We start from the raw sequence: 23,393 nt of genomic DNA on the forward strand, positions 1-23,393 counted from the left end.
GTCTGCGGAGCGCTAAAGTTGCCTCCAAAGCAGGTCGTGAGGACATCGGGGTTCTTCATGTATGGGGGAAATGCCAGATCCTGGGGGGATCGTCGTGACCACGTCACATATGGAGAGAGTCCACCTCCCGACGCGTCCCGCGTCGCGGGGCTGGGTGCACAGCACCCGTCGCGACGCGATGAACCGCATCCTCGCCGCGGTGCTCCTCCTATTCGCCCTGCCGATCCTCCTCGTGCTCGTCCTCGCGGTGCGCCTGGACAGCCGCGGTGGCGCCGTCTTCCGCCAGACGCGGGTGGGCCACAACGGCCGGACCTTCACCATCTTCAAGATTCGCACCATGTGCCAAGGCGCCGAGTTCCTGCAGCCGGCACTGGCCGACGCCAACGAGGCAGCGGGGCCCCTGTTCAAGCTGCACGCCGACCCACGGGTGACCCGACTGGGAGCCCTGCTGCGCAAGACGTCGCTGGACGAGCTTCCGCAGCTCCTCAACGTCGTACGAGGCGACATGGCCCTCGTGGGCCCACGACCCGCCCTGCCCTGTGAGGTGGCCGTCTACTCTGAGCGAGAGTCACATCGACTCAACGTGCTGCCCGGGGTCACTGGTCTGTGGCAGGTCAGCGGACGCTCGGACCTCGACCAGGAGACCGCCATCGACCTCGACCTGTCCTACGACCGTGGCTGGACCGCCCAGGACGACCTGATGGTCCTGATGTCTACCGTCACCGCTGTGGTCACCCGCCGGGGTGCGTACTGAGCATGCGTCGCACCCCCGCCACCCGTCCCCCCACCCGCCCGCTGCGTCGGCCCGCGAGGTGGGTAGGCGTCATTTCGTTGAGCCTGGTCCTGAGCGCCTGCGCGCAACTCACCGGCGATGAGGTCCCCGGAGAGCGCGACCCCCTCCTGTGGCCGTACCCCGCCGAATCCATCTGGAACTACCCCCGCGGCGACGATGCCGATCTGGTCCCGTTCCCCGTCTCGGCCGATGACCTGACCGTGATGGCCGAGGAGGACCTCATCATCGCCGCGCCCGGGGCGGAGACCCAGGACGTCCTGCGTACCACCGCGGGGTGGGTGCGCGACCGCACTCGCTGCGGCGAGGCCACCGACGAGGTGCTGGTCGAGGATCTGCCGATTCCCGAGGGATGGCTGACCGACCCCGACTACACCGGCCGGACACCGAACCACGCTGCCGCGGTCGTGCTGCCCGACTACACCCTCCTCGAGACCCAACCCCTCCACGTCTGCGAGGACGGTCGCATCGTCTCGCAGTACGCCTCGGAGGTCTGGCGAGGCAGTTCGATCCTCACCGGTGGTCTCCCGGAGGAACCGGGCTACGGCTCGCACGGGGGTTCGGGAATGACCGCCTTCGGCGGAACGATCCGCGTCGGCGAATGGGTGCCGGGGGGCACCATCCGGCACGCGCTGAAGATCACCGTCGCCGACACCATGCTCTCGGTCCTGTCCGGTGGCTACCGCTGGCCGGCCAGAACCGCCGACGAGGACTACGCCTACGCCTATGTCGGTTCCCTGGAAGCCGGCCGGATGGGGTCGCTGGTCACGCTGCCGCCCGACTTCGACGTGGACGGCCTGGAGTCCGAACCCGCGAAGATCATCGCGCGGGCCCTGATCTCCTACGGCGCCTACATCGTCGATGACGCCGCCCAATCGACCGTCGGGATCGCCGTCGAATGGGGTCCCAACGGTCGGGTCAAGGACGACTTCGAGGACGACTTCGGCTTCGAGATGGTCGGACGCGCGCAGTACGCCGTCGATGACCAGGGCGACTACCTCCAGGACATGGAGAAGATCTACGCCTCCTTCATGATCGTCGACGACAACAGCGAGACCAACGTCGGGGGAGCAGGGGACCGGTTGGCCCCCCTGGCCCCGCCCCTGATCGACGTCGAGGACGACGTGGCCGAGGCGGCGACACCGTGAGGATCCTCCACGTCAACAAGTTCCTGCACCGCCGCGGCGGAGCAGAGTCCTACATGCTGGATCTGGCGGAAAGTCAACGGCAGCGAGGCGACCACGTCGCGTTCTTCGCCATGCAACATCCCGAGAACGACGCCGACCCCAACGACGACACCTTCCCCGAACGGATGGAGCTGAACCCTCCGCCCGAGGGTGCGATGGCCCGGGTCCGAACGGCCGGGCAGATCCTCTACCGCGCCGACGCGAAGGAGGGGATGGGCCGGATCCTGGACCGTGAGCGTCCTGATGTCGTCCACCTGCACAACATCTATCACCAACTCTCTCCCTCGATCCTGCGTCCGCTCGCCAAGCGCGGCATCCCGGCCGTGATGACGCTGCACGACTACAAACTCGTCTGCCCGACCTACCAGTTCCTCGACCACGGCAAGATCTGCGAGGCCTGCCTGCCCGGCAAGTTCCGTGAGGCCGCCAAGCGCCGATGCAACAACGGCTCGACCTTCGGCAGTGCCCTGTCGGCCCTCGAACTGCGGGTGCACACCTCCACCAAGGCCTACGACCCGATCGATGCGTTCCTCTGCCCCAGCCGTTTCCTGCTGGGGAAGATGGAGGAGGGCAACGCCTTCCCCGACCGGCTGGTGCACCTGCCGAACTTCTGCGACATCACCGGCGTCGCCGCCGCCACCTCGCCCGGCCAGGGGATCCTCTACGCCGGTCGGTTGTCCCACGAGAAGGGCGTCGACGTGCTCGTCGAGGCCGTCGCGCTGCTGCCCGAGGGATTGTCGGTCACCATCGCCGGTGACGGCCCCGCCCGCGCCGATCTGGAGCGGCTGGCCCGCGACCGTGGGGTCGCCGATCGCATCCGGTTCCTCGGGCGGATCCCGATGGTCGAACTGCACGACCTGATGCGCGCCAGCGCAGCGCTGGCCGTTCCGTCGCGGTGGTATGAGAATCAACCGATGACGATCCTCGAGGCCTACGGCTGCGGCCGTCCGGTCGTGGCCTCCGACATCGGCGGGCTCCCCGAGCAGGTCGAGGACGGCGTCACCGGCCGACTCGTTCCCCACGCCGACCCTGCCGCGCTGGCCCAGGCATTGGCCGCCGTGGCCGGTGACCCGCAGCGCGCCCACGAGATGGGAGCGGCCGCCCGCGAGCGTGCCGTGGCGTCGTACTCCATCGCCTCGCACCTCGAAGCCCTGGACGCTGTCTACCGCCGCGTCAGCAGCGGAGCGAAAGCCTCGACTATGACGGCGGTCACATGATGAGGGGCCGTCTTGAGGAAACCTTGAGGAAAAGCCGGGAGCCGCATAGAGGTCGGACCGGTTGCATGGGTCTCACTGAAGCACGACCGCCCGCGCCACGGAGCGCGGAAGTCCAGGTCTTCACCAAGAGTTCAGACACAGAGGGGTTCGAATGAGCTACAAGATCGCGATGCTGGGAACCCGTGGGGTTCCGGCGACGTTCGGTGGCGTCGAGCACCACGTCGAGCAGATCGGTGCACGACTGGCCGAGCGTGGTCACGAAGTGACCGTCTACTCCCAGAGCCGCTACTCCGAGGGCCGCCGCGTCAAGGAGCACCTGGGAATGCGCGTCGTCACGCTGCCCACGGTGCCGGTCCGCAGCCTCGAAGCCATCAGCCACGCCGCCATGGCCACCGTGCACGGCCTCTTCGCCCGCCACGACGTCTTCCACTACCACGCTGTCGGACCGGGCCTGATGGCCCCGATGGCCCGCTACGCCGCCCGCGGCGCCGTGGTCCAGACCGTCCACGGTCTCGACGCAGACCGCGCCAAGTGGGGTGGCGGTGCGAGCCGCATGCTCGACCTCGGCACCTGGATGAGCGCCCACGTGCCCGACCGCACCGTGACGGTCTCCCAGAGCCTGGCCGACCACTACGCCACCGTCTACGACCGCGAGTGCGACTACGTCCCGAACGGGACCAGCCTCAAGCCGCGTCGCGAGGCCTCGGCCATCTTCGACAAGTACGGCCTGCGTGGCCGGGACTACCTGCTCTTCGTCGGCCGCCTGGTCCCCGAGAAGCGTCCCGACCTCCTGCTCAAGGCCTTCGCTCGGGTCAAGACCGACATGCGTCTGGTCATCGCCGGCGGCTCGAGCTACACCGACGACTACGTCGCCGAGCTGGAACGCCTAGTGGCCGCGGACCCGCGGGTCACCATGACCGGGTACGTCTACGGCGAGGAGCTCGACGAGCTCTTCACCAACGCCGTCGGCTTCGTCCAGCCCTCCGAACTCGAGGGTCTGCCGCTCACCCTGCTCGAGGCCATGGGCAGCAGCCTGCCGGTCGTCGTCAGCGACATCGGACCGCACCTCGAGGTCGTGGGCCAGGACCGGCCCGGCGCGCGAGTCTTCGCGGACGGCGACGAGGACGGCCTCGTGGTCGCTCTCAACCAACTCCTCGCCGACCCCGAGGCGGAGCGTCGCCGCGGCGACGAGGCCCACGCAGCGGTGCTAGAGGCTTACGACTGGGACGCATGCGTGGCCTCGCTCGAAGGGGTCTACACCCGCGCCCTGGGCGCCACCCCGATCCGATCCGGCCGCTCAGGTGGTCGACACACGGCCCACCCCGATCGTACGATCTCTGAGCACGGGCGCACCCTAGCCCCGTTACAGGACAGGATGCAGAAGGCATGACGAAGACCAAGCACGGTTCGAGGACCTCTCTACGGACCAGGCTTGGTCGTCCCGCTGTTGCGGTCCTGGCCTCGGCCCTGACCGCTCTAGGTGGTCTTGCCATCGCCCCGGCTCCGGCGCAGGCCGGGCAGGACGTGGTCGTCAGCCCCGCGCTGGACCAGAAGCAGCCGCGGATCCTCAACGGTCGCGTCTACGGCATCGACTCCTCTGGCCCGCTGGTCGTCGTGGGCGGTTCTTTCGACAAGATCCGCAACGGTGCCTTCAACTCTCCGGACCAGACCCGGCAGTGGTTGTTCATGTTCAACTCCACCACCGGCCAGATCGTCCCCGGCTTTGCGCCTGAGCTTCGCGGCCCGGCGCCGAACACCTCCGGAGTCGTGGGTGACCGTCCCGGTGTACAGAGTGTCCAGTTCGCCGCCGACGGTCAGTCCGTCTACGTCGGAGGCGACTTCACCGAGGTCAACGGCGAGTCCCGCAAGCGCATCGTTCAACTGGCCCTCGACGGCTCGATCATCAGTTCGTTCAACGCCTCGGCCAACAACGTCGTCAACGACATGGCTCTGGTGGGGGACCGGTTGATCGTCTCGGGGCGCTTCGGCCAACTCAACAACCTCCCTGTGACTCGGCTCGGCTCGCTCGACCCGACCACGGGTGCCATCCAGACCGACTTCAACCTCCCGGCCACCGAGTCGCGCTATCAGTACGCCTCCTACATCCAGGAGATCGACGCCTCCGACGACGGCAAGTGGCTGGCCGTCGCCGGAAACTTCGAGAAGATCGGGACGGTCACCCGCAAGCAGTTGGCCCTGGTCAGCCTGAGCGGCACCCCGTCGGTGGCCAACTGGTCGACCGACTCCTACGCCGAGGACTGCGCGGCCGTCTACGACGACTCGTGGATCCGCGGGATCGACATCTCCCCGGACAGTTCCTACATGGTGGTCAGCGGCACCGGCGCCCACAAGAACGCCGACTCGCTGTGCGACTCCGCTGCTCGCTGGGAGCTTCCGCCCACCCAGTCCGGTGACGGACTGCAGCCGACGTGGCGCAACCTGACTGGTGGCGACACCCTGTGGGCCAGCGAGATCACCGACGCTGCCGTCTACGTCGGCGGACACCAGCGGTGGATGAACAACCCGCTGCCTCACCCGCGAGGCGACAACGACGGCCCCGGAGCGGTCGAGCGGTTCGGCATCGTCGCTCTCGACCCCCTCACCGGTGTTCCCCTGTCCTGGAACCCCGAGCGTGACCGCGGTCGTGGCGCCGAGGCTATCCACGCCACCGACACCCAACTCTTCATCGGCAACGACACCGACTACTTCGCCGGCGAGATCCGCCAACGCCTCGCGGTGTTGGGCGTGGCCGGCGGCGCGGTGAACCCGCAACCGGTGAGCGTCGAACTCCCGGTGAGCCTCAACTTCACCCTCGCAACCGGCGAACTGCGTCGCGTCGCCTTCGATGGTGCGACCCTCGGGACCCCTTCGACCGTCAGCAGCCCGGCCGTGGACGGGGTCAACTGGAGCAGCCTGCGCGACGGGTTCGTCCAGAACGACGAGGTCCACTACTTCGGTGGGGCCAACGCCTTCTACTCCCGGCCCTTCTCCAACACCGCGATCGGGGCCGAGACCAACCTCTCGGTCGCCGCCGACTACGCCGACTCCAACTCCGGCTTGACCCAGTACGGCCAGCCCTACGGGGTGGCCGAGACCGACGTCGCGACCTATAGCAACGGCCGCATCTACTACGTGAAGGCCGGCAACTCCAAGCTCTTCTCCCGCGGCTACTCCCTCGAAAGCGGCATCCTCGACGCCCGCGAGGAGGTCGCGTCGGGTCGCAACTTCGCCGACGCCCGTGCCCTCGACTACATCGGCGGATGGCTCTACGCAGCCTGGGCCGACGGATCGCTCTACCGCTTCCCCGCCCCCGACGGGAAGGTGCAGTACGACAACCGCCAGCTCGTCGACAACGGAACCAGCGGCCCCAGCGGTATCGACTGGAGCCAGGTCGGTGGCCTGTTCTCCACCGCCGGCACCGGCGCAGCGGTCCCGCCGACCTCGACCCCGCTGACCTGTGACACCGCGGCTCCCTGGACGGCCGACTACTGGTCCAACAAGACCCTGACCGGTGCGCCCGACGTCAGCCGTTGCGAAGCCACCGTCGGTGGCGACTACGGTTCCGGCGGCCCCGCGGGCACCGGAGTCGGCTCCAACGACTTCTCGGCCCGGTGGGCCAGCACATTCACCACCACCACGGCGAAGTCGGTCAAGGTCGACGTCACCTCCGACGACGGGGTACGCGTCTACGTCGACGGCGAACGCGTCATCGACGAGTGGCGCGACCAGGCCGCCACCTCCTACTCCGGCACCTCCTCGGAGATCGCTCCCGGCGCCCACACCATCCGGGTCGAGTACTACGAGAACGGCGGCGACGCCGTCATCACCGCCGGCTACACCCTCGTCGACCCCGTTCCGGTCGACCCGGGCCCGGACAACATCCCTGCCGACACGACCGTCACCACCCCCGGCGTCAACGAGGTCCTCAGTTCCACCGCGGTGACGATCACCGGCGGAGCGACCGACGACCGCAACGTCAACGAGGTCCGAGTCGCGATCCTCAACCGCAACGAGTCCGTCAACCGCTGGTTGCAGGCCGACGGCACCTTCGGACCCAACTACAAGACCCGCGACGCGACCCTGGCCACCCCCGGTGGCACCTCGACCACCTGGTCGCTCAATCTGACGCTGCCCGAGGGATCCTTCGCCGTGGACGCGGTCGCCGTCGACCTGAAGGGCAACATCGACCGCTCGTCGGCCTACCGACCCTTCAAGGTCAGCACCACCCCGGTCGACAGCGAGCGGCCCACCGTCACGGTGACCTCCCCGACCAACCGCCAGACCGTCACGACCTCGACGGTCACCGCTGCGGGCACCGCCACCGACAACGTCGGCGTCAACCTGGTGCGGGTCGCGGTCTACAACCGAGACGGCGACGCCTCGACGCGTTGGCTGCAGTCGGACGGGACCTGGGGCCCGAACTACGACTCGCGCCTGGCCTCGCTGGCCAACCCCGGTGCGGCGACCACCACGTGGACCGTGCCGATCGCCCTGCCCGACGGCAAGTACGCCTTCGACGTCCGTGCTCGTGACGCGGCCGGCAACGAGACGACGCCGAGTTTCTTCGCGCCGTTCACGGTCAACACCGTTCCTTCCGACACGGTCGCCCCGACCGTCCAGGTCACCACTCCGGAACGGAACAGCCAACAGACCAGCAGCCCCATCACCGCCACCGGCACCGCCAGCGATGACCAGGGCGTCACCGCCGTCCGGGTCGCGGTCTACAACCGCATCGACGCCGCGAACCGCTGGCTCCAGCCCAACGGGACCTGGGGGCCGTCGTACAACTTCTACGAAGCCACCCTGGCCACTCCGGGCGCCACCACGACCGAGTGGAGCATCCCGCTCACCCTGCCCACCGGCAGTTACGCCGTGGACGTGAAGGCGCAGGACGCCAAGGGCAACCTGAGCCCCAGCGACTACCGGCCCTTCACGGTGCAGATTGCTGACACCGCCGCGCCGCGCACCGCGGTCAAGTCGGCTCCGAGCGGCACCACCGCCGCCCGGACGGTGAAGGTGCAGGGTGTGGCCACCGACAACCAGGCCGTGCGCAAGGTGCAGGTGCAGGTGCTGCAGAAGGTCGTCAAGAAAACCACCAAGCGCAACGGTGCCGTCAAGAAGAAGGTCGTCAAGCGCTACCTCAAGGCCAACGGCCGCTGGGGTCGCAAGGCCGCCTTCATCGACACCGTGATCGCGCAGGACCTGTCGACGAAGACGGAGTGGGCGGTGAAGATGAAGCTGCCGAAGAAGGCCGCGAAGACCCGCTACATCGTCAAGGTGCGTGCCATCGACGCCAACGCGAACAACGACCGGACGCCGGCCAAGGCCAAGTTCGTCACCCGAGGGAAGTAGTCACCGTCAACATCTCGTGTTCCCATAGGACTTGACGTGTGACCGGTCCGACCTGAGGCTGGTCTAGACAGGTGGTCATGGGTGGCTGTCCTGAAGGAACAGATGGGGATGCTTCCACGATGACGAGGACCACTTGCGGGGCCGAAACTGGTTCACGCGCACGCAACCGCCGATTGCCGGTGGCTCTCCTGACCGCCGCCTTCATGGCGTTGGCAGGGCTCGCTGTCACCCCGGCCCCGGTGCAGGCGGGGCAGGACGTTGTCGTCAACCCGAAGCCGGACCAGAAGCAACCCCGCATCCTCAACGGTCGGGTCTATGGCATCGACTCCTCCGGCCCGCTGGTCGTGGTCGGTGGTTCGTTCACCTCCATCCGCAACGGCGCGGCCGGTGCTCCGGACCAGACCCAGCAGTGGTTGTTCATGTTCAACTCCACCACCGGACAGATCGTCTCGAGCTTCGCCCCCCAACTGCGGGGACCCGACCCCGACACCTCCGGATTGGTGGGGGACCGCCCCGGAGTCCAGTCGGTGCAGTTCGCCGCCGACGGTCAGTCGGTCTACGTTGCCGGTGACTTCACCGAGGTCAACGGGGCCTCGCGCAAGCGCATCGTGCGGCTCGCGTTGGACGGGTCGATCATCAGCTCTTTCAACGCCTCCGCCAACGGGGTCGTCAACGACCTGGCGCTGGTGGGCAACCGGTTGATCGTGGCCGGTCGGTTCGGCCAGGTAAATGACCGATCCGAGACCCGCCTGGCCTCCCTGGACCCGGTCACCGGTGCCAACCAGGCGGACTTCAACCTCCCCATCACCGAGTCGCGCTATGAGTTCGCGACCTACGTCCAGGAGATCGACGCCTCCGAGGACGGCAAGTGGCTCGTGGTCGCTGGAAACTTCGAGAGGGTCGGCGCCGTCAACCGCAACCAACTGGCCCTGATCAACCTGCAGGGCACCCCATCGGTGGCGAACTGGTCCACCGATGCCTACGCCGCCGACTGCAACCCGGTCTACGACGACTCGTGGATTCGCGGAGTCGACATCTCTGACGACAGCTCCTACCTGGTGGTCAGCACCACCGGGGCGCACCAGAACGCCGATTCGTTGTGCGACTCCGCCGCCCGCTGGGAACTCCCGCCGACCTCGACCGGCGACGGTCAACGACCCACGTGGCGGACCCTGACCGGTGGAGACACCTTCTGGGCCAGCGAGATCACCGACTCCGCGGTCTACGTGGGTGGACACCAGCGCTGGGTCAACAACGCCTACCCGGCCCCTCGCGGTGACTTCGACGGTCCGGGCGCGGTGGAGCGTTTCGGCATCGTGGCCCTCGACCCGGCGAGCGGTGTGCCGCTGTCGTGGAACCCGAGCCGGGACCGGGGACGCGGCGCCGAAGCGCTGCACGCCACCGACACGAACCTGTTCATCGGCAGCGACACCGACTTCTTCAACAACGAGATCCGCCAGCGCCTGGCGGTGCTCGGGGTGGCCGGCGGCAAGCCTAATCCGCAACCGGTCGAAGTCAGACTGCCGGTGAACCTCAACATCACCCTGGCCAACGGCAACCTGCGTCGGGTGCCCTTCGACGGGCAGAACCTCGGTGCCGTCCAGACCGTCAGCGGTCCAGGTGCCGATGGAATCAACTGGAGCAGTCTGAGGGACGGCTTCGTCCAGAACGGCAAGGTCCACTACTTCGGAGGCGCCAACGCCTTCTACTCACGACCCTTCTCCAACACCGCCATCGGTGCAGAGACCAACCTGTCGACCAGCGTCGGGTACATCGACCTCAACTCCGGCCTCACTCCCTACGGTCAGCCCTACGGCGTGGCCGAGACCGACGTGGCGACGTACGACAACGGGCGCATCTACGCGGTGAAGACCGGCGACGGAAAGCTCTACTCGCGTGGCTACTCCCTCGAGAGCGGAATCATCGACTCCCGCGAGGAGGTCGCCTCCGGTCGCGACTTCGGCAACGCCCGAGCCCTGGACTTCATCGGCGGGTTCCTCTACGCCGCCTGGTCGGACGGGCGGCTCTACCGCTTCCCAGCCCCGAACGGTCGGGTGCAGTACGACAACCAGCAACTGGTCGACAGCGGCCAGAACGGCATCAACTGGGCTCAGGTCGGTGGCATGTTCTCCACGCCCGGCACCGGCGCAGCGGTTCCCCCGACCACTCCGGTCCTGTCGTGCAGCGGGGGCACCCCGTGGACCGCGGAGTTCTGGTCCAACACCGACCTCCAAGGAGCCCCGGACAACCGACGGTGTGAAGCCGACGCAGGTGCGGCCTACCAGCTGAACAGCCCGTCGGGCACAACTGTGGGACCGGACAACTTCTCGGTCCGGTGGACCCGTCAGATCACGTTGGCCGAGTCGAAGTCCGTCGAGTTCACCGCGACCGCGGACGACGGTGTGCGGGTCTTCGTCGACGGAGAGCGGATCATCGACAACTGGGTCGACGCGGTGCGGGACAGTCCTCGGACCGGCACTTCGAAGGCACTCGCGGCGGGAACGCACACGCTCCGGGTGGAGTTCTACGAAGAACTCGACGGCGCCTACGTCGAGACGGACTATCGCCTGGTGGATCCGCTGCCGGTCTACACCGGTCCGGACACCACCCCGGCCGAGACCACCGTCAGCGCGCCCAGCCAGAACCAGACTCTTGCCTCATCCGACGTCCGGATCCTCGGGGGAGCGACCGATGATCGCAATGTTTCGAAGGTCCGAGTGGGAATCTTCAACCGCGCGGACACGACCAACCGATGGCTACAGGCTGACGGAACCTTCGGGCCCGACTACGCCACCCGTCGCGCGGTGCTGGCGTCCGCGGAGGCCTCGTCGACCACCTGGTCGCTCGACCTCACCCTGCCGGACGGCTCCTACGCCGTCGACGCGGTCGCGGTGGACGGGACCGGGAACGCCGACCCGTCCTCGGCGTACCGACCGTTCACCGTCAAGGTGTCCAACGCCGACACCGAGAAGCCCGGTGTGGAGGTCGCCTCCCCGGCGCAGAAGAGTAGGCAGACCAGCAGGCCGGTCACGGTGTCCGGGACGGCCACCGACGATCAGGCCGTCAGCACCGTGCAGGTGGCGGTCTACAACCAGATCCAATCGAAGCGGCGCTGGCTCCAACCCAACGGAGCCTGGGGCAGGACCCGCCGGGGGCTGAGCGCGACGCTGGGGACTCCCGGAGCGGCCGCCACGACCTGGTCGCTTCCTATCGATCTTCCGAGTGGTTCCTACGGCCTCGATGTTCGCGCGAAGGACTCCGCCGGGAAGGAAAGCGCCGCCGAGAACGTGTCCTTCACCGTGCGGGTCGCCGACAACGTGGCCCCGCAGACCGCGGTGAAGTCCGCACCCTCGGGCACCACGCGCGCTCGACGGGTGAAGATCAAGGGCTTCGCGACCGACGACCAAGCGGTACGCCGGGTCGAGGTCAAGGTGGTTCAGAAGGTCGTCAAGCGGGTGATTCGCCAGGGCAAGGTGAAGAAGAAGTTCGTCAAGCGCTTCCTGCGGGCCAACGGCAAGTGGGGGAGCAAGGCTCGCTTCGTCGACGTCAATGTGTTCAACGATCTGGCGACCCGGACCGGGTGGGTGCTCAAGATGAGCCTGCCCAAGAAATCGAGCAAGACCCAATACATCGTGCGGGCTCGCGCCGTGGACGCCAATGGGAACAAGGACCGCAGCCCGGCCAAGGTGCGGTTCTCCGCGAGGTAGCCTTCGAGGCCACCAAGCAGTCAAGGACCTAGGAGACCGACCGCGTGGCCCGATCCGTCAGCGCGCCCATCAGGCCGAGCCTCGCCCAGGACAGCAGTTGGGCGTTGGCCGGTTCGGTCGTCAGCAACATCAGCAATGTCCTGATCGTCATCCTCCTGGCACGGTTCCTGGGTGGCGAGGCGGTCGGCCAGTACACCGTCGCCTTCGCGTTCCGGGCCATCCTGGTCCTGGTGTGCGGTCTCGGTATGCGCGCGGCCATGACGCGCTTCGTGGCGGCGTACATCGCGCGAGGCGACGCCGCAGTGGTTCGTGGGTCCATCGTGCTGGGACTGGCGACCCCGTTGGCGCTGTCCACGCTGGTGGCGACGGTCTGGTTCCTGGCTGCGGGAACCCTGGCCGAGTCCGTCTTCAAGGACCCCGAACTGGCCGTCCCGATGCAACTGTTCGCGCTGAGCCTGCCGTTCGCCGTCCTGCTGGACAACGCCCTCGCGGCCACCCAGGGCTTCTTGACCATGCGTCCGTACACCTTGATCGGTCAGATCCTCGACCCCGGCCTGCGGATCGTGCTGACCGCCGGCTTCCTGATCACCGGCGGGGGAGTTGTCGCGGCGTCGATCGCGCTGCCCGTGGCAAGCGGCGTGGCCGCCGTTCTCGCAGTGGTAGCGCTGAAAGGCCTCACCGCCCATCAGCCCTCCAAGTCGATGACACTGCCGTGGCGTGAGCTCGCCTCGTTCGCGTCGCTGAGCTGGGTGGCCTCGATGGCGACCCAGGGCCTTCTCTGGGCCGACATCCTCGTCCTGGGGGTGTTGGTGTCGTCGGTGGACGTGGGTGTCTATCAGGTCGCGGCACGGGTGGTTCTGATCGCGACGTTCTGCATCACACCGCTGACGGCATCGATGGCCGCGCGGGTGGCCTCGCACTGGGAGCTCGGCGACCGCGAGGGGGTCAGCGACCGCTACCTCTCGGTCGTGCTGTGGTGCTCCCGGCTCTCGTTCCCCATCCTCGCCGGGGTGATCGCGGTCCCCGACGCGGTTCTCGGAGTGTTCGGCGGCGAGTTCGTCGACGGGCGGACCGTGGTGTTGATCCTGGCCGTGGGAGCCGTCGCCGAGGCCATCGGGGCCCCGTCGTCGGTGCTGCTCAACCAGATCGGGCGCAACCGACTGAACATGACCTTCAACGTGGCGGCGTTGGTGTTGAACATCGGTCTGAACATCCTCCTCGTGCCGATCATGGGGATCGAGGGAGCGGCCGTGGCCTGGGGCGTCACCCTCCTTCTGGGTGGAGCGGTGCGGATCATCGCCGTCCACCAGGTGGCCACCGCTCACTGGCCCTTCAGCCGTGAGTTCTTCGCCGCCTGCGCCGCCGCGCTCGCGGCTTTGGCAGTGGCCAGGGCGGCGGTCGAAGTGTTGCCGCTCAACGCCGTGGCCGAGCTGTTCGTGGCCGGCTTCCTGATCGTCCTGGTCTATCTCGCGGTGGTGTGGAAGTTCGGGCTGACCCGGGTGGAACGCGACCAGGCTGTGCGTGCCCTGACGTTGCGGGTCCCGGGTCTGCGCTGGGCGTTGACCAGGTGGCGGCTTCGGGGCTCCCAGACCGGCGACGACGACCTGGACATCGCCACCCTGGTCAGTCCCTTCCGCAGCGACATCCTGGCGCGCATGGAACTCTTCCGACTCGCCCGTGAATTCCCTGACCAGAGGATCGAGGACTTCGAGAGTTTCCTCGATCTGGCCTACGCCGGTGCCTACGGGGATTGGTTCGAGGAGATCCTCGTGCACCGCAACGGCGTCGGTGGGGCCAGCGCCAGTAGCCAGCGGAGCATCTTCCGGGCCATCGTCAGTGCCAGCCTGCAGCTCCTGGACCGGTACGACGCCCTGGGCCCCGACAGTTTCGGGCCTGTCACCGTGACCCGGGTCCGAGCGGGGACCGACATGGACGGCTGGAGTCTGGGCCGGGATCGGTACGTCCTCCTCGACGGGGGGCACCGGGTGTCATTGTCGATGCTGGGCGGACGTGAGGTTCTGCCGTCCAAGGCGTACGTCGTGCTGGAGGGGGTGTTGCCGCCCAACAACACTGCGCGGATGATCGAGTCCGGTCGGCTCGCCCCGCAGGACGCGGTGTCGTTCCTCGCCCTGGGGCTGGTTCATCCCGCGGACCGGGACAAGGTGGAGACGTGGGAGGACCTGCTGTCCTTCGTGGACCCCGCGGATCGGCAGTCGATGTCCCAGTGGTCCGAGCTCAGCTCTCCGACCACCGAATCGAGCCGCTGACCGATTCGTTCGGCGCGACTAGAGGTCGGGCCACTCCAGGGGAGCGCGGAGCACATCGGTTCGATCCCTCAACTGGGCGAGGTCGTCAGCGACCCCGCCAAGGATCCGCTCGCGGAACTCTGCGGGGATCTCCTCGGCGGCCAGGACCTTGTGCGCGTGGTACTCGGCCTGCACGTGGGCGGGCAGGCCGAGGTGGTCGAAGACGTCGGCCATCACGGACTGCGGCTCACTGAAGATGCGTTCGCTCTGGACGACCAGGAGCTGCTCGACCGGGAAGTGCTCGAGCAGACGCGTCACCTGATCGTGGTAGCGGCTGCGCCCGACGTAGCTGTAGTGGCGGTGGGCATACCACCGGGCCTCGTCGTCGACCTGGGCCAACCGGCCCACCTCGGCGTCCAGAGCCGCCACCGGCGACAGGGTCTCGAAACCGCGGGCGATCTCGTACCGCACGTGCGACCAGGCGCGTTCGACCGGGTCTCGCAGCGCGAACAGCAGCCTCGCGTTCGGGACGTCGGCCGCGATCCGGGCCGGGGCCTGCGGGTGGTAGCAGTAGTAGGGGCTGGACTCCCCGAAGATGGGGCGGCCGCCGAGCCGACGCTCGAGGCGGTCGATATCGCTGCGCAAGGGAAGATGGCCGCGATACCACCGGGGTCCGCGCTCGTAGTTGACGTCGTAGTAGCGGCACCCCTTCTCGACCATGCCGCGCAGGACGAAGGGGTGGTCCACGACGTACTCGTCCAGCGACGTCGTCCCGGCTCGCTTGGCACCGACGATGAAGTACGTCGGCTGCTCGCGTTCGCCGGGCCGCAGGGCGTTGACGCGGCGACGCAGCGCATGGCCGGCGCGTCGGGAGACCGGGGGGAGCAGTGAGGTCGCGCGGGGGGAGCGGCTGGTCGCCGCCCTCACGAGAACTGGATCTCTTCGGGGTCCGCGGTCAACGACCACTGGACGATGGCCAACAACGGCAGAGTGCTCCACAGGAAGGTCACGTTGTCGATCAGATTCTCACCCGCCGACCCGATGGCCACCGCGATCATGTGGGCGGCCAGAGCGGTGAACACGGCGATCAACAGGTGGTAGGAGCGTTGGCTCTGACCGGCTCGGGGCGGGAGCGATCTGACCCGTTGCACCGCGCGCCACGCCGTGTAGATGGCGGCGCCGAGGAAGAACAGGTAGGCCGCGAAGCCGATCAGACCGGTCTCCACCGCGGCACGGAGATAGTCGTTGTGGGCCTCCTTGGTGGTCAGCCGCACGGCCTCGCCCGGGCCCCCACCCAGGACGGGTGAGTGCAACACCTCGGGCAGCAACCGGTCCCACTGGCCGAACCGCCAGTCCAGTGAACTCTCGGATCGGGGTTCGTAGGGGTTGTCGGCCAGGGAGGTCAGGCGGGCGTTGACCGATGGCACGAAGACGACCATGAGGACGACCCCCACCATGGACAGGATCGCCACGCGCCGGTCCAGGATCCAGGTGACGATGAGGACCGCCACGGCTGTGCCCAACCAGGCACCACGCGTCTCGGCGAGCAGCAACTCCATGCCTACGACCCCGACGTACCCCAGGCCCACGATGCGCTGCCAGCCGGTGCTGCGCAGAACCCAGGCGACGCCCAGCACCAACATCGGCATCAGGAAGTAGGCGAAGTTGTTGGACAGGAAGAACACCGACTTCAGGGCGGTGACGCCGTCCTTCTGGTGGAAGACCTCGACGCCGGCAACACCGAGGATCGGGTAGACCAACGGGATGACGCTCGTGGCCAGGATCAACAGCATCAACTGGCGCAACGTGATCCGTTTGAGGTGCAGCAGGAGATCGGTCACCAAGAAGAGCGCCAGACCGGCGGCCACGCGACTGGTGGCGGCAAAGCCCTGGTTCAGGTCGGTGCTGCCCAGGGTGGCCAGCAGGCTGACCGCCACCATCGAGATCAGCGCGAGAGGAATCGGTCGCACCAGGCGGGGAGCGAGTTCATGCCGGTGCACCAGGAGCCAGAAGACCATCGCCACCAGCACAGCGCCACCGAACGCCTCGGTGATCGAGATCGCCGACCCGCGCTGGGTGGCGGTGATGTCGACCAGAGGGCGCACCACCACGGCGGTGCAGAAGAACACGAGGATCGGCTCGATGCCGCGCATCAGGGCAGCGGTGGCACAACCACCGACCACCAACACAGCCAGCACCAGGCTCAGCTGGTCGGTGACGCTGGCGACTCCGACGATCAACCCGAGGATGGCCGAGCCGAGGAGCACGGTGGTGACCGACAGCGGCTCGGAGGGCTTCCGGGTGGAGGGGGAGGTGGGGATGTCAGTAGCCATGGCTGCGTCTCCTGGGGGCGGTGATCGCCGAGACCAGGCGCCGTTGGTTGCGGGGAAGTGCGTGTTCCCACTCGTCGTCCAGGCGCAGGGTGACCGGACCCGAACGCACCCGGTTGGGATTGCCGGCCACCGCGTGGGAGGGCCGAAGGTGCAGGCCCTCGTCGTCGACGAGCTTGGACAGATCGATGTGACCTGGGAGACCGGCGAAGGCCGCGATCCCGGACAGGACGTCGCGGGGGCGCTGGACGAAGTCCTCGTAGCGCACGACGTGGGCCGGACGACCGGACCTGCGGGTCAGGGCGGCGGTGCTGGAGGAGGACTCCAGCCACATCAGGCTGGACTTGCTCGGACCGAACCGCTCGAGCTCCTCCTCATAACCGCTGACCTGGCTGGACGCGGCGTGACGCTGCCAGGACCAGGCGACGGCCCGGGGGTCGCGGACGACGTGGACGACGTAGACATCCAGATCGGGACTGCGGTCGATCAGGGCGCCGTAGGCCGGCAACTTCGAGGAGTCGACCACCGTCTCCGACCCGCTGTGGACGGCGAGGTTCACCAGGAGGCTTCCCAGGGTGTCGGTCAGTTCCTCGACCTCGGAGGAGGTGCGCCGGGCGAGCCACCAAGGCGTGGTGCGCGTGCGTACGGCGGCCGCCAAACGCTCATCGAGCAGGGCCGCCCGGGCCGGATCGGGAACCGAGCCGAAGGTCGCCTCGAGTGCGGGAACCCAGACCGGGCACTCCCGGACCAGTTCACGGCATCCGCAGAAGCCACCGTCGACCAGACCACGCCGGAAACCGAGTTTGACCTCGCCGACCGACAGGGCGCCGGGCAGTGAGCCGACGGCGTTCCCGACCAGTGTGGAGCCGCTGCGGCCGGTGCCGGAGATGTAGATGACACGGGTGGGGCGGGTGGTTCCGGACGCGTTGTTACGCCGGTGCTGCGTCACAACCGTCCTGCCTTCCCCACAATTGGCCATACAGGGTTGCTATTCTACGGCATTGGCCCGAGCGAAGCATGAGTCTCTCGGCATCGACGGACGGGACAAACCGCACATGAGTGATCCGACGACTGGACTCGATCCGGTTGATGTACGACAGCGCACGGCTGGAGCCGCGTCGTCGTTGGTACGCCTGTGGTGGGTGCCGTTGTTGATCGGAGCCTTGGTGGCGGTCGGTGTCGGCGCCTCGACCCGCGCGGTGACCAGCAGCACCAGCACGGCCATCGTGAACACCCGCGCGGCCTCCCAGTTGCCCAACGAGCGGATCGATCTGGTCAAGGACCTGGCTGCGGTGATGAACCTGTCCCCGGTGCTCGAGCCCGTGGCGGACGCCAACGACATGACGGTGCAGGAACTGCGCGAGAGCGCCAGCGTCGAGCAGGTCCAGTCCAGTTCCCTGGCACGGATCACCGTGACCAGCGACAAGGGCGCCGACTTCCGGGAGTCCCTGATCCAGCAACTGCTGACCAGCGGCAAGGGCTACCTGACCCCACCGAGCCCGCCCCCGGCTCTCTCGCTGGCCCTGGACGGACAGTCCAAGGCGATCGACGCCTACTACGACGCCATCGAGAAGAACGGTGGGCTCACCCCCCGGGACACGTTGAAGCGCCTCCAGGACCGTCTGCTGGTCGCGGAGAACGACAAGAACAAGGTCCTGCGCGCGGCGCTGCTCAAGCAACTGCCCCGGGCCATCAAGAAGGCGCGGAACTTCGACAAGGTCTCGCGCAAGGTCGACCAGGCCAACTCCGACCTGAACGCGATCAGCGCCTCCTCGAAGAACAACATCTGGGGTGGGCCCTCCGCCCTCGAGCTGAACTTCGAAGGCGACACGCAGGCGGGGCTGACCAACGCCCTGCCGCTGCGCCGGGGTCTGGCCGCCGGCCTGGCCGCCGCCCTGATCGCCGCCGGATTCATCCTCCTGGCCTCATTGGCGCGTCGTCGTGAGCGCTGAGCAGGGGTCGGTGCCGGTGCCGCCGACCACCGATGACCACGCCATGGCCGCCTGGCTGGCCGACCGGGCCGGCGACCGGCTGCTCGAGGTCCGCGGCGAGGGGCTGGAGGGACGCGAACTCAAGGATGCCGGAGATCGCGCCGCCCACGTCCTGCTGATGGAACTGCTCGCGCAGCACCGTCCCGACGACGCCGTCCTCAGCGAGGAGGGCAAGGACGACAAGGCCCGGTTGACCAACGATCGGGTCTGGATCATCGACCCCGTCGACGGGACCCGCGAGTTCTCCGAGCCACCCCGTGAGGACTGGGCCGTGCACGTGGCCCTGTGGGAGCGCGGCGAACTGACCGCCGGCGCGGTGGCCCAGCCCGCTCTGGGTGAGACGTTCTGGACCGGCCAGCCTCCCGTCGTACCCCCTCGGTCCTCCACGCGTCCCCGCATCGCGGTGTCGCGCAGCCGTCCACCGGAGTTCGTCCACGGTCTGGCCGAGGAGCTAGACGCCGAGCTGGTCGCCATGGGTTCGGCGGGGGTGAAGGTGATCTCGGTGGCTCGCGATGTGACCGACGCCTACGTCCACGCCGGGGGCCAGTACGAATGGGACTCGGCCGCACCCGTCGCGGTCGCCCGTGCCGCGGGCCTATTCACCAGCCGGATCGACGGCAGCCCCTTGGTCTACAACCAGGACGACGTCTACCTGCCCGACCTGATCGTGTGCCGACCCGAACTGGCCGACCAGATCCTGTCCTACGTGCGCGCTCACGACATCTCCTGATCCTGCGTCGTGATCGTCTCTCATGAACATAGGTTCATCTTCCTCAAGACCCGGAAGACGGCCGGCACGAGCGTGGAGATCGCCCTGTCGACCGTGTGCGGTCCGCAGGACATCGTTTCCCCGTTGAGCGAGACCGACGAGGTCATCCGCAGGGAACGCGGCGGCCGGGGTCCGATGAACTTCGAGTCCCCGCCGCTGGCGAAGAAGGCCTTCGCCCACGCGCCGGCGGCCCAGGTGCGGACCATCGTGGGGCAGCAGGTGTGGCGGGACTACACCAAGATCTCCATCGAGCGCAGCCCCTGGGACGCCATCGTGTCGCTCTATTTCTGGGCCACCCGCGACGAGCCCGAGCCGCCGACCTTCGATGCGTTCGTCCGTTCCCCGCGGGTGCGCTCCCTCGCCGAGGCCAACGCCAAGATCTACCGATTGCGCGGCGAGGTGATCGTCGAGCACCTGATGCGATACGAGTCTCTGGCCGAGGACCTGACCGCCGTGTGGGGGAGCCTGGGGCTTCCTGGGCAGCCAGATCTGCCGGTGACCAAGGCCCACAGCCGACCCGCCGGGTCCACCGCCCGTGAGATGTACGACGCCGAGACCGCGGCCATCGTCGGTGAGGCCTTCGCGCCCCTCGTGGCCGAGTTGGGTTACTTCTTCTGAGTCGCCCCGCTTCCGGGGGAGCTCCTGTTAGCGTCCGGTGACCCGATGCGCGGGTTCCTCCGCGTGACCAAGGAGCCGGCGATGACCCGCACCACGAAGACCTTCTGCTCGATCTGCACCGCCTTCTGCGGCTTCGAGGGCCGGGTGGAGGGGGACCGGATCGTGGAGTTCCTGCCTGATCCCGATCATCCGATGAGCCAGGGTTTCAGTTGCACCAAGGGCCGCCAGTTCCATCAGCTGCTCACCGCGGAGAGCCGACGGTTCACGGCCCAGAAGCGGGTTGAAGGGAACCTGTCGGCCACGACACCGGACACGGCACTCGACGAGATCGCTGCCCGGATCGAAGCGATCCGGGCCGAGCACGGATCGGAGTCGATCGCGGTGTACGCCGGCAACGGGGCGACCTTCAAGACCACGCTGCTGCCCGCCGCGCACGCTTGGTTGAAGGGCCTCGACTCCCACCAGTTCTACTCATCTCTGACCTTGGACCAGATTTCGAAGGTCATCGCCACCGGACGGATCGGGGTGTGGGCCGGAGGCACCCATGACTTCGAGTCCTCGGACGTGGCGATGATGATCGGCAACAACGTCGTTGTCTCGGGTCTCAACGTCCCAGGCGCTGCGCCGGGGTGGCGTCCCCGTGCCATTCGGGAGGCGAAGGATCGGGGGTTGAAGTTGATCGTGGTCGATCCGCGGCGCACCCAGACGGCGAACCTGGCCGATCTGCATCTGCAGATCCGTCCGGGCGAGGACGCGGCGTTGCTGGCGGGGATGATCAACCTGATCATCGAACGGGAACAGTTCGATGCGTCGTTCTGCGAGGAGTTCGTGGACGGTCTGGTTGAGTTGAGGGCGGCGTTGAAGCCGTTCACCCTCGACTTCGTGGCCGAGCGCACCGGGCTGGCGGCTGCCGACATCGAGGAGGCTGCATCGATCTTCGCTGCCGGAACGCGGGGGACCGCCAGCAGTGGGACCGGACCCGACATGGGCCCGCACGGCAATCTGGTCGAGCACCTCATCGCGTGTCTCAACATCATCTGTGGTCGGTTCAACCGTGCCGGTGAGGTGCACGAGAGTGCGCCGATGTTGCTGCCCGATCTGCCTTCGGTAGCCGCCGTCGTCCCGCGGGACTTCCTGCCGGATACCCTGAATCCGGACGCCAACACCCACCGCTCACGACTGCACGGCGCTCGACAGGCCTTCCAGGAGATGCCGACCAGCACCCTGGCCGACGAGATCCTGACCCCGGGCGAGGGCCAGATCCGCGCCCTGGTGGTCATCGGAGGCAACCCGATGACGTCGTGGCCCGATCAGGCCAAGACGCGCCGGGCGCTGGAGTCGCTGGACCTGCTGGTCTGCATCGACGTGCGGGAGACCGACACCGTCGCGCTCGCCGACTACTTCCTGCCGGCCAGTTACGGCCTCGAGCGGGCGGAACTCACGGCGTACAACGACTTCCTCTACAACGCGCCGTTCGTCCAGTTCGCTGATGCCGTCGTGGCACCCCCCGGGGACGCCCGCGAGGAGTGGATCTACCTGGCTGAACTGGCCCGACGGTTGGGAACGAGCATCAGCCTGCCGGGTGGAGAGCTTGACCTCGAGCAGTTGCCCACGCCGCGGGACTTCTTCACGCTCCTCTACCCCGAGGGCAGCACCAGGGTGCCTATCGAGGAGATCCTCAGCCACGACGGTGGGCGGGTGTTCGAGGAGTTCGCGAATGCGGAGGTCGTCGCCAAGTTCGAGGGTATGGACGATCGCTTCCAGCTCCACGCCGAGGGCGTGGCCGAAGAGATCCAGGTGTTCTTGGACTACGACACGACCATCGACGGGCGACTCGGGGCAGAGGGGGAGTTCACCCATCTCCTGACCAGCCGCCGCAACGGGCTCGTCTACAACAGCATGTGCCACGAGCTCCCCCGGACGGCGACGGCCAACCCGGCCCACCTCCATCCCGACGACCTCGCCGCGTTGGGGGTGCAGGACGGAGACGTGGTGCGGCTGGTCTCCGCTCACGGCGCCATCGAGGTGCAGGTGGCGAAGGACGTGACCCTGCGACCCGGCGTCGTCTCGGTCTCGCACGGCTTCGGGAGTCAGGTCTCGGGGGAGTCAGGCAGCGACTTCGCCACCGTGTCCCGCCTCGTGAGCACCGAGACCAGCGTCGACCGAGTCAGTCGGATGCCGATCCTGAGCGCTCTTCCGGTGCGTTTCGAAGCGCTGGCGCCTACTGCTGCGGATTCTGGGCGAGGTAGCGCTTGACGCTGATGCGCTCGCGTGACTCGAACCCCTCGGGGAGCAACACGTCGCCGCGTGAGGAGAGGTAGTAGATCCGCCACGCGTGGTAGCCGAGGTAGGCCCGAGGTCGGAGCTTGATCTGCTCGGCGATGGCGGTGACCCCGCGCACGTAGGCCGAGGAGTTGTTGTAGCGGAACAGCGCCCCGGGTTTCCCTCCGGGCTCGGCGAAGTCGTTGGCCGCCAGGTAGCGACCGGCTCCCATGATGGCGTCGCGCGGGTCGTTGATGTCACCTTTGCCGTACGCCGCCCAGGTGGTGGGGATGAACTGCATCGGACCCTGCGCGCCGGCCACGGAGAGTCCCTGGATGCGACCCATCCCGGTCTCGACGAGGTTGATGGCGGCGAGGTACTCCCAATCGACGTCGAAGCGTCGTTCGGCCGCGCGGTAGTAGCGCTCGAGAGCGGCCGCCGGTTCGGGCTCGACGATCCGCCAGGCCGGCAGGGTGTCGCTGAACGAGGTGAACATCGACCGGAACTCGCGACGGGAAGCGACATTCCCGCGCACCACCGGCTTCCACCTGGCGGGCATGGCCTTCAGCACCTTCGCGTCCCACTCGGGGCGGTTGCCCAGCACCCGGTAGGCGAGCTGCTGGAGATGCCCGGCCCGAGCCAGCACCTCGGCAGAGGTCGCCGGGTCGTCGATGGCGCTCTCCGCGGCCTTGATCTGCTTGATCACCTCGCGGGCCGAGGTCGCTCGCACCGGGGCCGCCTGAAGGAGCTGTCCGGCGGAGGCCCGACCGTCGTCGAGCGGCGGGGAGACGGACACCTGGGGAGCGGGATCGATGTCGGGCCGCTCATCCTCGCTGGAACACCCGGTGGCCACCAGAAGCAACAGGCAGGGGCCCGCGAGAAGCCGGGTCGGTCGGACGCGTCGCATGGCCCCCACGGTAGGTG

Annotated in this window: 15 protein-coding genes; 11 read left to right on the plus strand and 4 right to left on the minus strand. The window is 67.8% G+C overall.

The window, feature by feature from the left end; genetic code table 11:
* Positions 1-94: 94 nt before the first annotated feature.
* From ACYVLV_RS19085 to ACYVLV_RS19115, 7 genes are all read left to right on the plus strand, one after another.
* The gene (locus tag ACYVLV_RS19085) at positions 95-754 is read left to right on the plus strand and encodes a sugar transferase (protein WP_460812881.1); all 660 of its coding nucleotides are present in this window, start codon (positions 95-97) and stop codon (positions 752-754) included.
* Between the two features lie 77 nt (positions 755-831).
* Positions 832-1,938: a hypothetical protein gene (locus ACYVLV_RS19090; protein WP_460812883.1), complete on the plus strand. Its 1,107-nt coding sequence runs from the start codon at positions 832-834 to the stop codon at positions 1,936-1,938.
* Positions 1,935-3,194 carry a glycosyltransferase gene (locus ACYVLV_RS19095; RefSeq protein ID WP_460812885.1) on the plus strand — a complete coding sequence of 420 codons (1,260 nt, stop codon included), beginning with the start codon at positions 1,935-1,937 and terminating at the stop codon, positions 3,192-3,194. Before ACYVLV_RS19090 ends, ACYVLV_RS19095 begins: the two co-directional genes overlap by 4 nt.
* A 151-nt stretch (positions 3,195-3,345) precedes the next feature.
* A complete protein-coding gene (locus tag ACYVLV_RS19100) occupies positions 3,346-4,584 on the plus strand; it encodes a glycosyltransferase family 4 protein (RefSeq protein WP_460812888.1) in 1,239 nt (412 codons plus the stop codon).
* Entirely contained in the window at positions 4,581-8,546 is a 3,966-nt protein-coding gene (locus tag ACYVLV_RS19105; protein WP_460812892.1) for a PA14 domain-containing protein, read from the plus strand. The genes ACYVLV_RS19100 and ACYVLV_RS19105 overlap by 4 nt, the downstream gene beginning before the upstream one ends.
* 179 nt (positions 8,547-8,725) lie before the next feature.
* Positions 8,726-12,253 (plus strand): PA14 domain-containing protein, encoded by a 3,528-nt coding sequence (locus ACYVLV_RS19110; RefSeq protein WP_460812895.1) that lies wholly within the window; start codon positions 8,726-8,728, stop codon positions 12,251-12,253.
* A gap of 44 nt (positions 12,254-12,297) precedes the next feature.
* Positions 12,298-14,520 carry a flippase gene (locus tag ACYVLV_RS19115; protein ID WP_460812898.1) on the plus strand — a complete coding sequence of 741 codons (2,223 nt, stop codon included), beginning with the start codon at positions 12,298-12,300 and terminating at the stop codon, positions 14,518-14,520.
* Positions 14,521-14,538: 18 nt separating this feature from the next.
* On the opposite strand, the gene ACYVLV_RS19120 is transcribed toward ACYVLV_RS19115, so the two are convergent.
* The 3 genes from ACYVLV_RS19120 to ACYVLV_RS19130 are packed head-to-tail and all read right to left on the minus strand — an operon-like array spanning position 14,539 to position 17,778.
* Positions 14,539-15,426 (minus strand): sulfotransferase family protein, encoded by an 888-nt coding sequence (locus ACYVLV_RS19120; RefSeq protein ID WP_460812900.1) that lies wholly within the window; start codon positions 15,424-15,426, stop codon positions 14,539-14,541.
* The gene (locus tag ACYVLV_RS19125; RefSeq protein WP_460812902.1) at positions 15,423-16,832 is read right to left on the minus strand and encodes an O-antigen ligase family protein; all 1,410 of its coding nucleotides are present in this window, start codon (positions 16,830-16,832) and stop codon (positions 15,423-15,425) included. Before ACYVLV_RS19125 ends, ACYVLV_RS19120 begins: the two co-directional genes overlap by 4 nt.
* On the minus strand, positions 16,822-17,778 hold the full coding sequence (locus ACYVLV_RS19130; protein WP_460812904.1) for a sulfotransferase: 957 nt from the start codon (positions 17,776-17,778) through the stop codon (positions 16,822-16,824). The genes ACYVLV_RS19125 and ACYVLV_RS19130 overlap by 11 nt, the downstream gene beginning before the upstream one ends.
* Before the next feature lie 106 nt (positions 17,779-17,884).
* Here ACYVLV_RS19130 and ACYVLV_RS19135 point away from each other — a divergent pair, with 106 nt between their 5' ends.
* From ACYVLV_RS19135 to ACYVLV_RS19150, 4 genes are all read left to right on the plus strand, one after another.
* Positions 17,885-18,781, plus strand: a complete 897-nt coding sequence (locus ACYVLV_RS19135) for a hypothetical protein (protein WP_460812906.1) — start codon at positions 17,885-17,887, stop codon at positions 18,779-18,781.
* The gene (locus tag ACYVLV_RS19140) at positions 18,771-19,550 is read left to right on the plus strand and encodes a 3'(2'),5'-bisphosphate nucleotidase CysQ (protein ID WP_460812910.1); all 780 of its coding nucleotides are present in this window, start codon (positions 18,771-18,773) and stop codon (positions 19,548-19,550) included. Before ACYVLV_RS19135 ends, ACYVLV_RS19140 begins: the two co-directional genes overlap by 11 nt.
* A 9-nt stretch (positions 19,551-19,559) precedes the next feature.
* Positions 19,560-20,207 carry a hypothetical protein gene (locus tag ACYVLV_RS19145; RefSeq protein WP_460812914.1) on the plus strand — a complete coding sequence of 216 codons (648 nt, stop codon included), beginning with the start codon at positions 19,560-19,562 and terminating at the stop codon, positions 20,205-20,207.
* Between the two features lie 81 nt (positions 20,208-20,288).
* Entirely contained in the window at positions 20,289-22,463 is a 2,175-nt protein-coding gene (locus ACYVLV_RS19150) for a molybdopterin-containing oxidoreductase family protein (protein WP_460812917.1), read from the plus strand.
* Here ACYVLV_RS19150 and ACYVLV_RS19155 read toward each other — a convergent pair.
* Positions 22,429-23,376, minus strand: a complete 948-nt coding sequence (locus tag ACYVLV_RS19155; RefSeq protein ID WP_460812919.1) for a lytic transglycosylase domain-containing protein — start codon at positions 23,374-23,376, stop codon at positions 22,429-22,431. The genes ACYVLV_RS19150 and ACYVLV_RS19155 overlap by 35 nt on opposite strands.
* Positions 23,377-23,393: the final 17 nt, after the last annotated feature.

The organism is Nocardioides salsibiostraticola (genome assembly GCF_054783655.1).

Excerpts from the sequence above, each read along its gene's own strand:
- ACYVLV_RS19150 (WP_460812917.1), top strand. The coding sequence starts at position 20,289 with ATGACCCGCACCACGAAGACCTTCTGCTCGATCTGCACCGCCTTCTGC.
- ACYVLV_RS19125 (WP_460812902.1), bottom strand. The coding sequence starts at position 16,832 with ATGGCTACTGACATCCCCACCTCCCCCTCCACCCGGAAGCCCTCCGAG.
- ACYVLV_RS19135 (WP_460812906.1), top strand. The coding sequence starts at position 17,885 with ATGAGTGATCCGACGACTGGACTCGATCCGGTTGATGTACGACAGCGC.
- ACYVLV_RS19105 (WP_460812892.1), top strand. The coding sequence starts at position 4,581 with ATGACGAAGACCAAGCACGGTTCGAGGACCTCTCTACGGACCAGGCTT.
- ACYVLV_RS19155 (WP_460812919.1), bottom strand. The coding sequence starts at position 23,376 with ATGCGACGCGTCCGACCGACCCGGCTTCTCGCGGGCCCCTGCCTGTTG.
- ACYVLV_RS19100 (WP_460812888.1), top strand. The coding sequence starts at position 3,346 with ATGAGCTACAAGATCGCGATGCTGGGAACCCGTGGGGTTCCGGCGACG.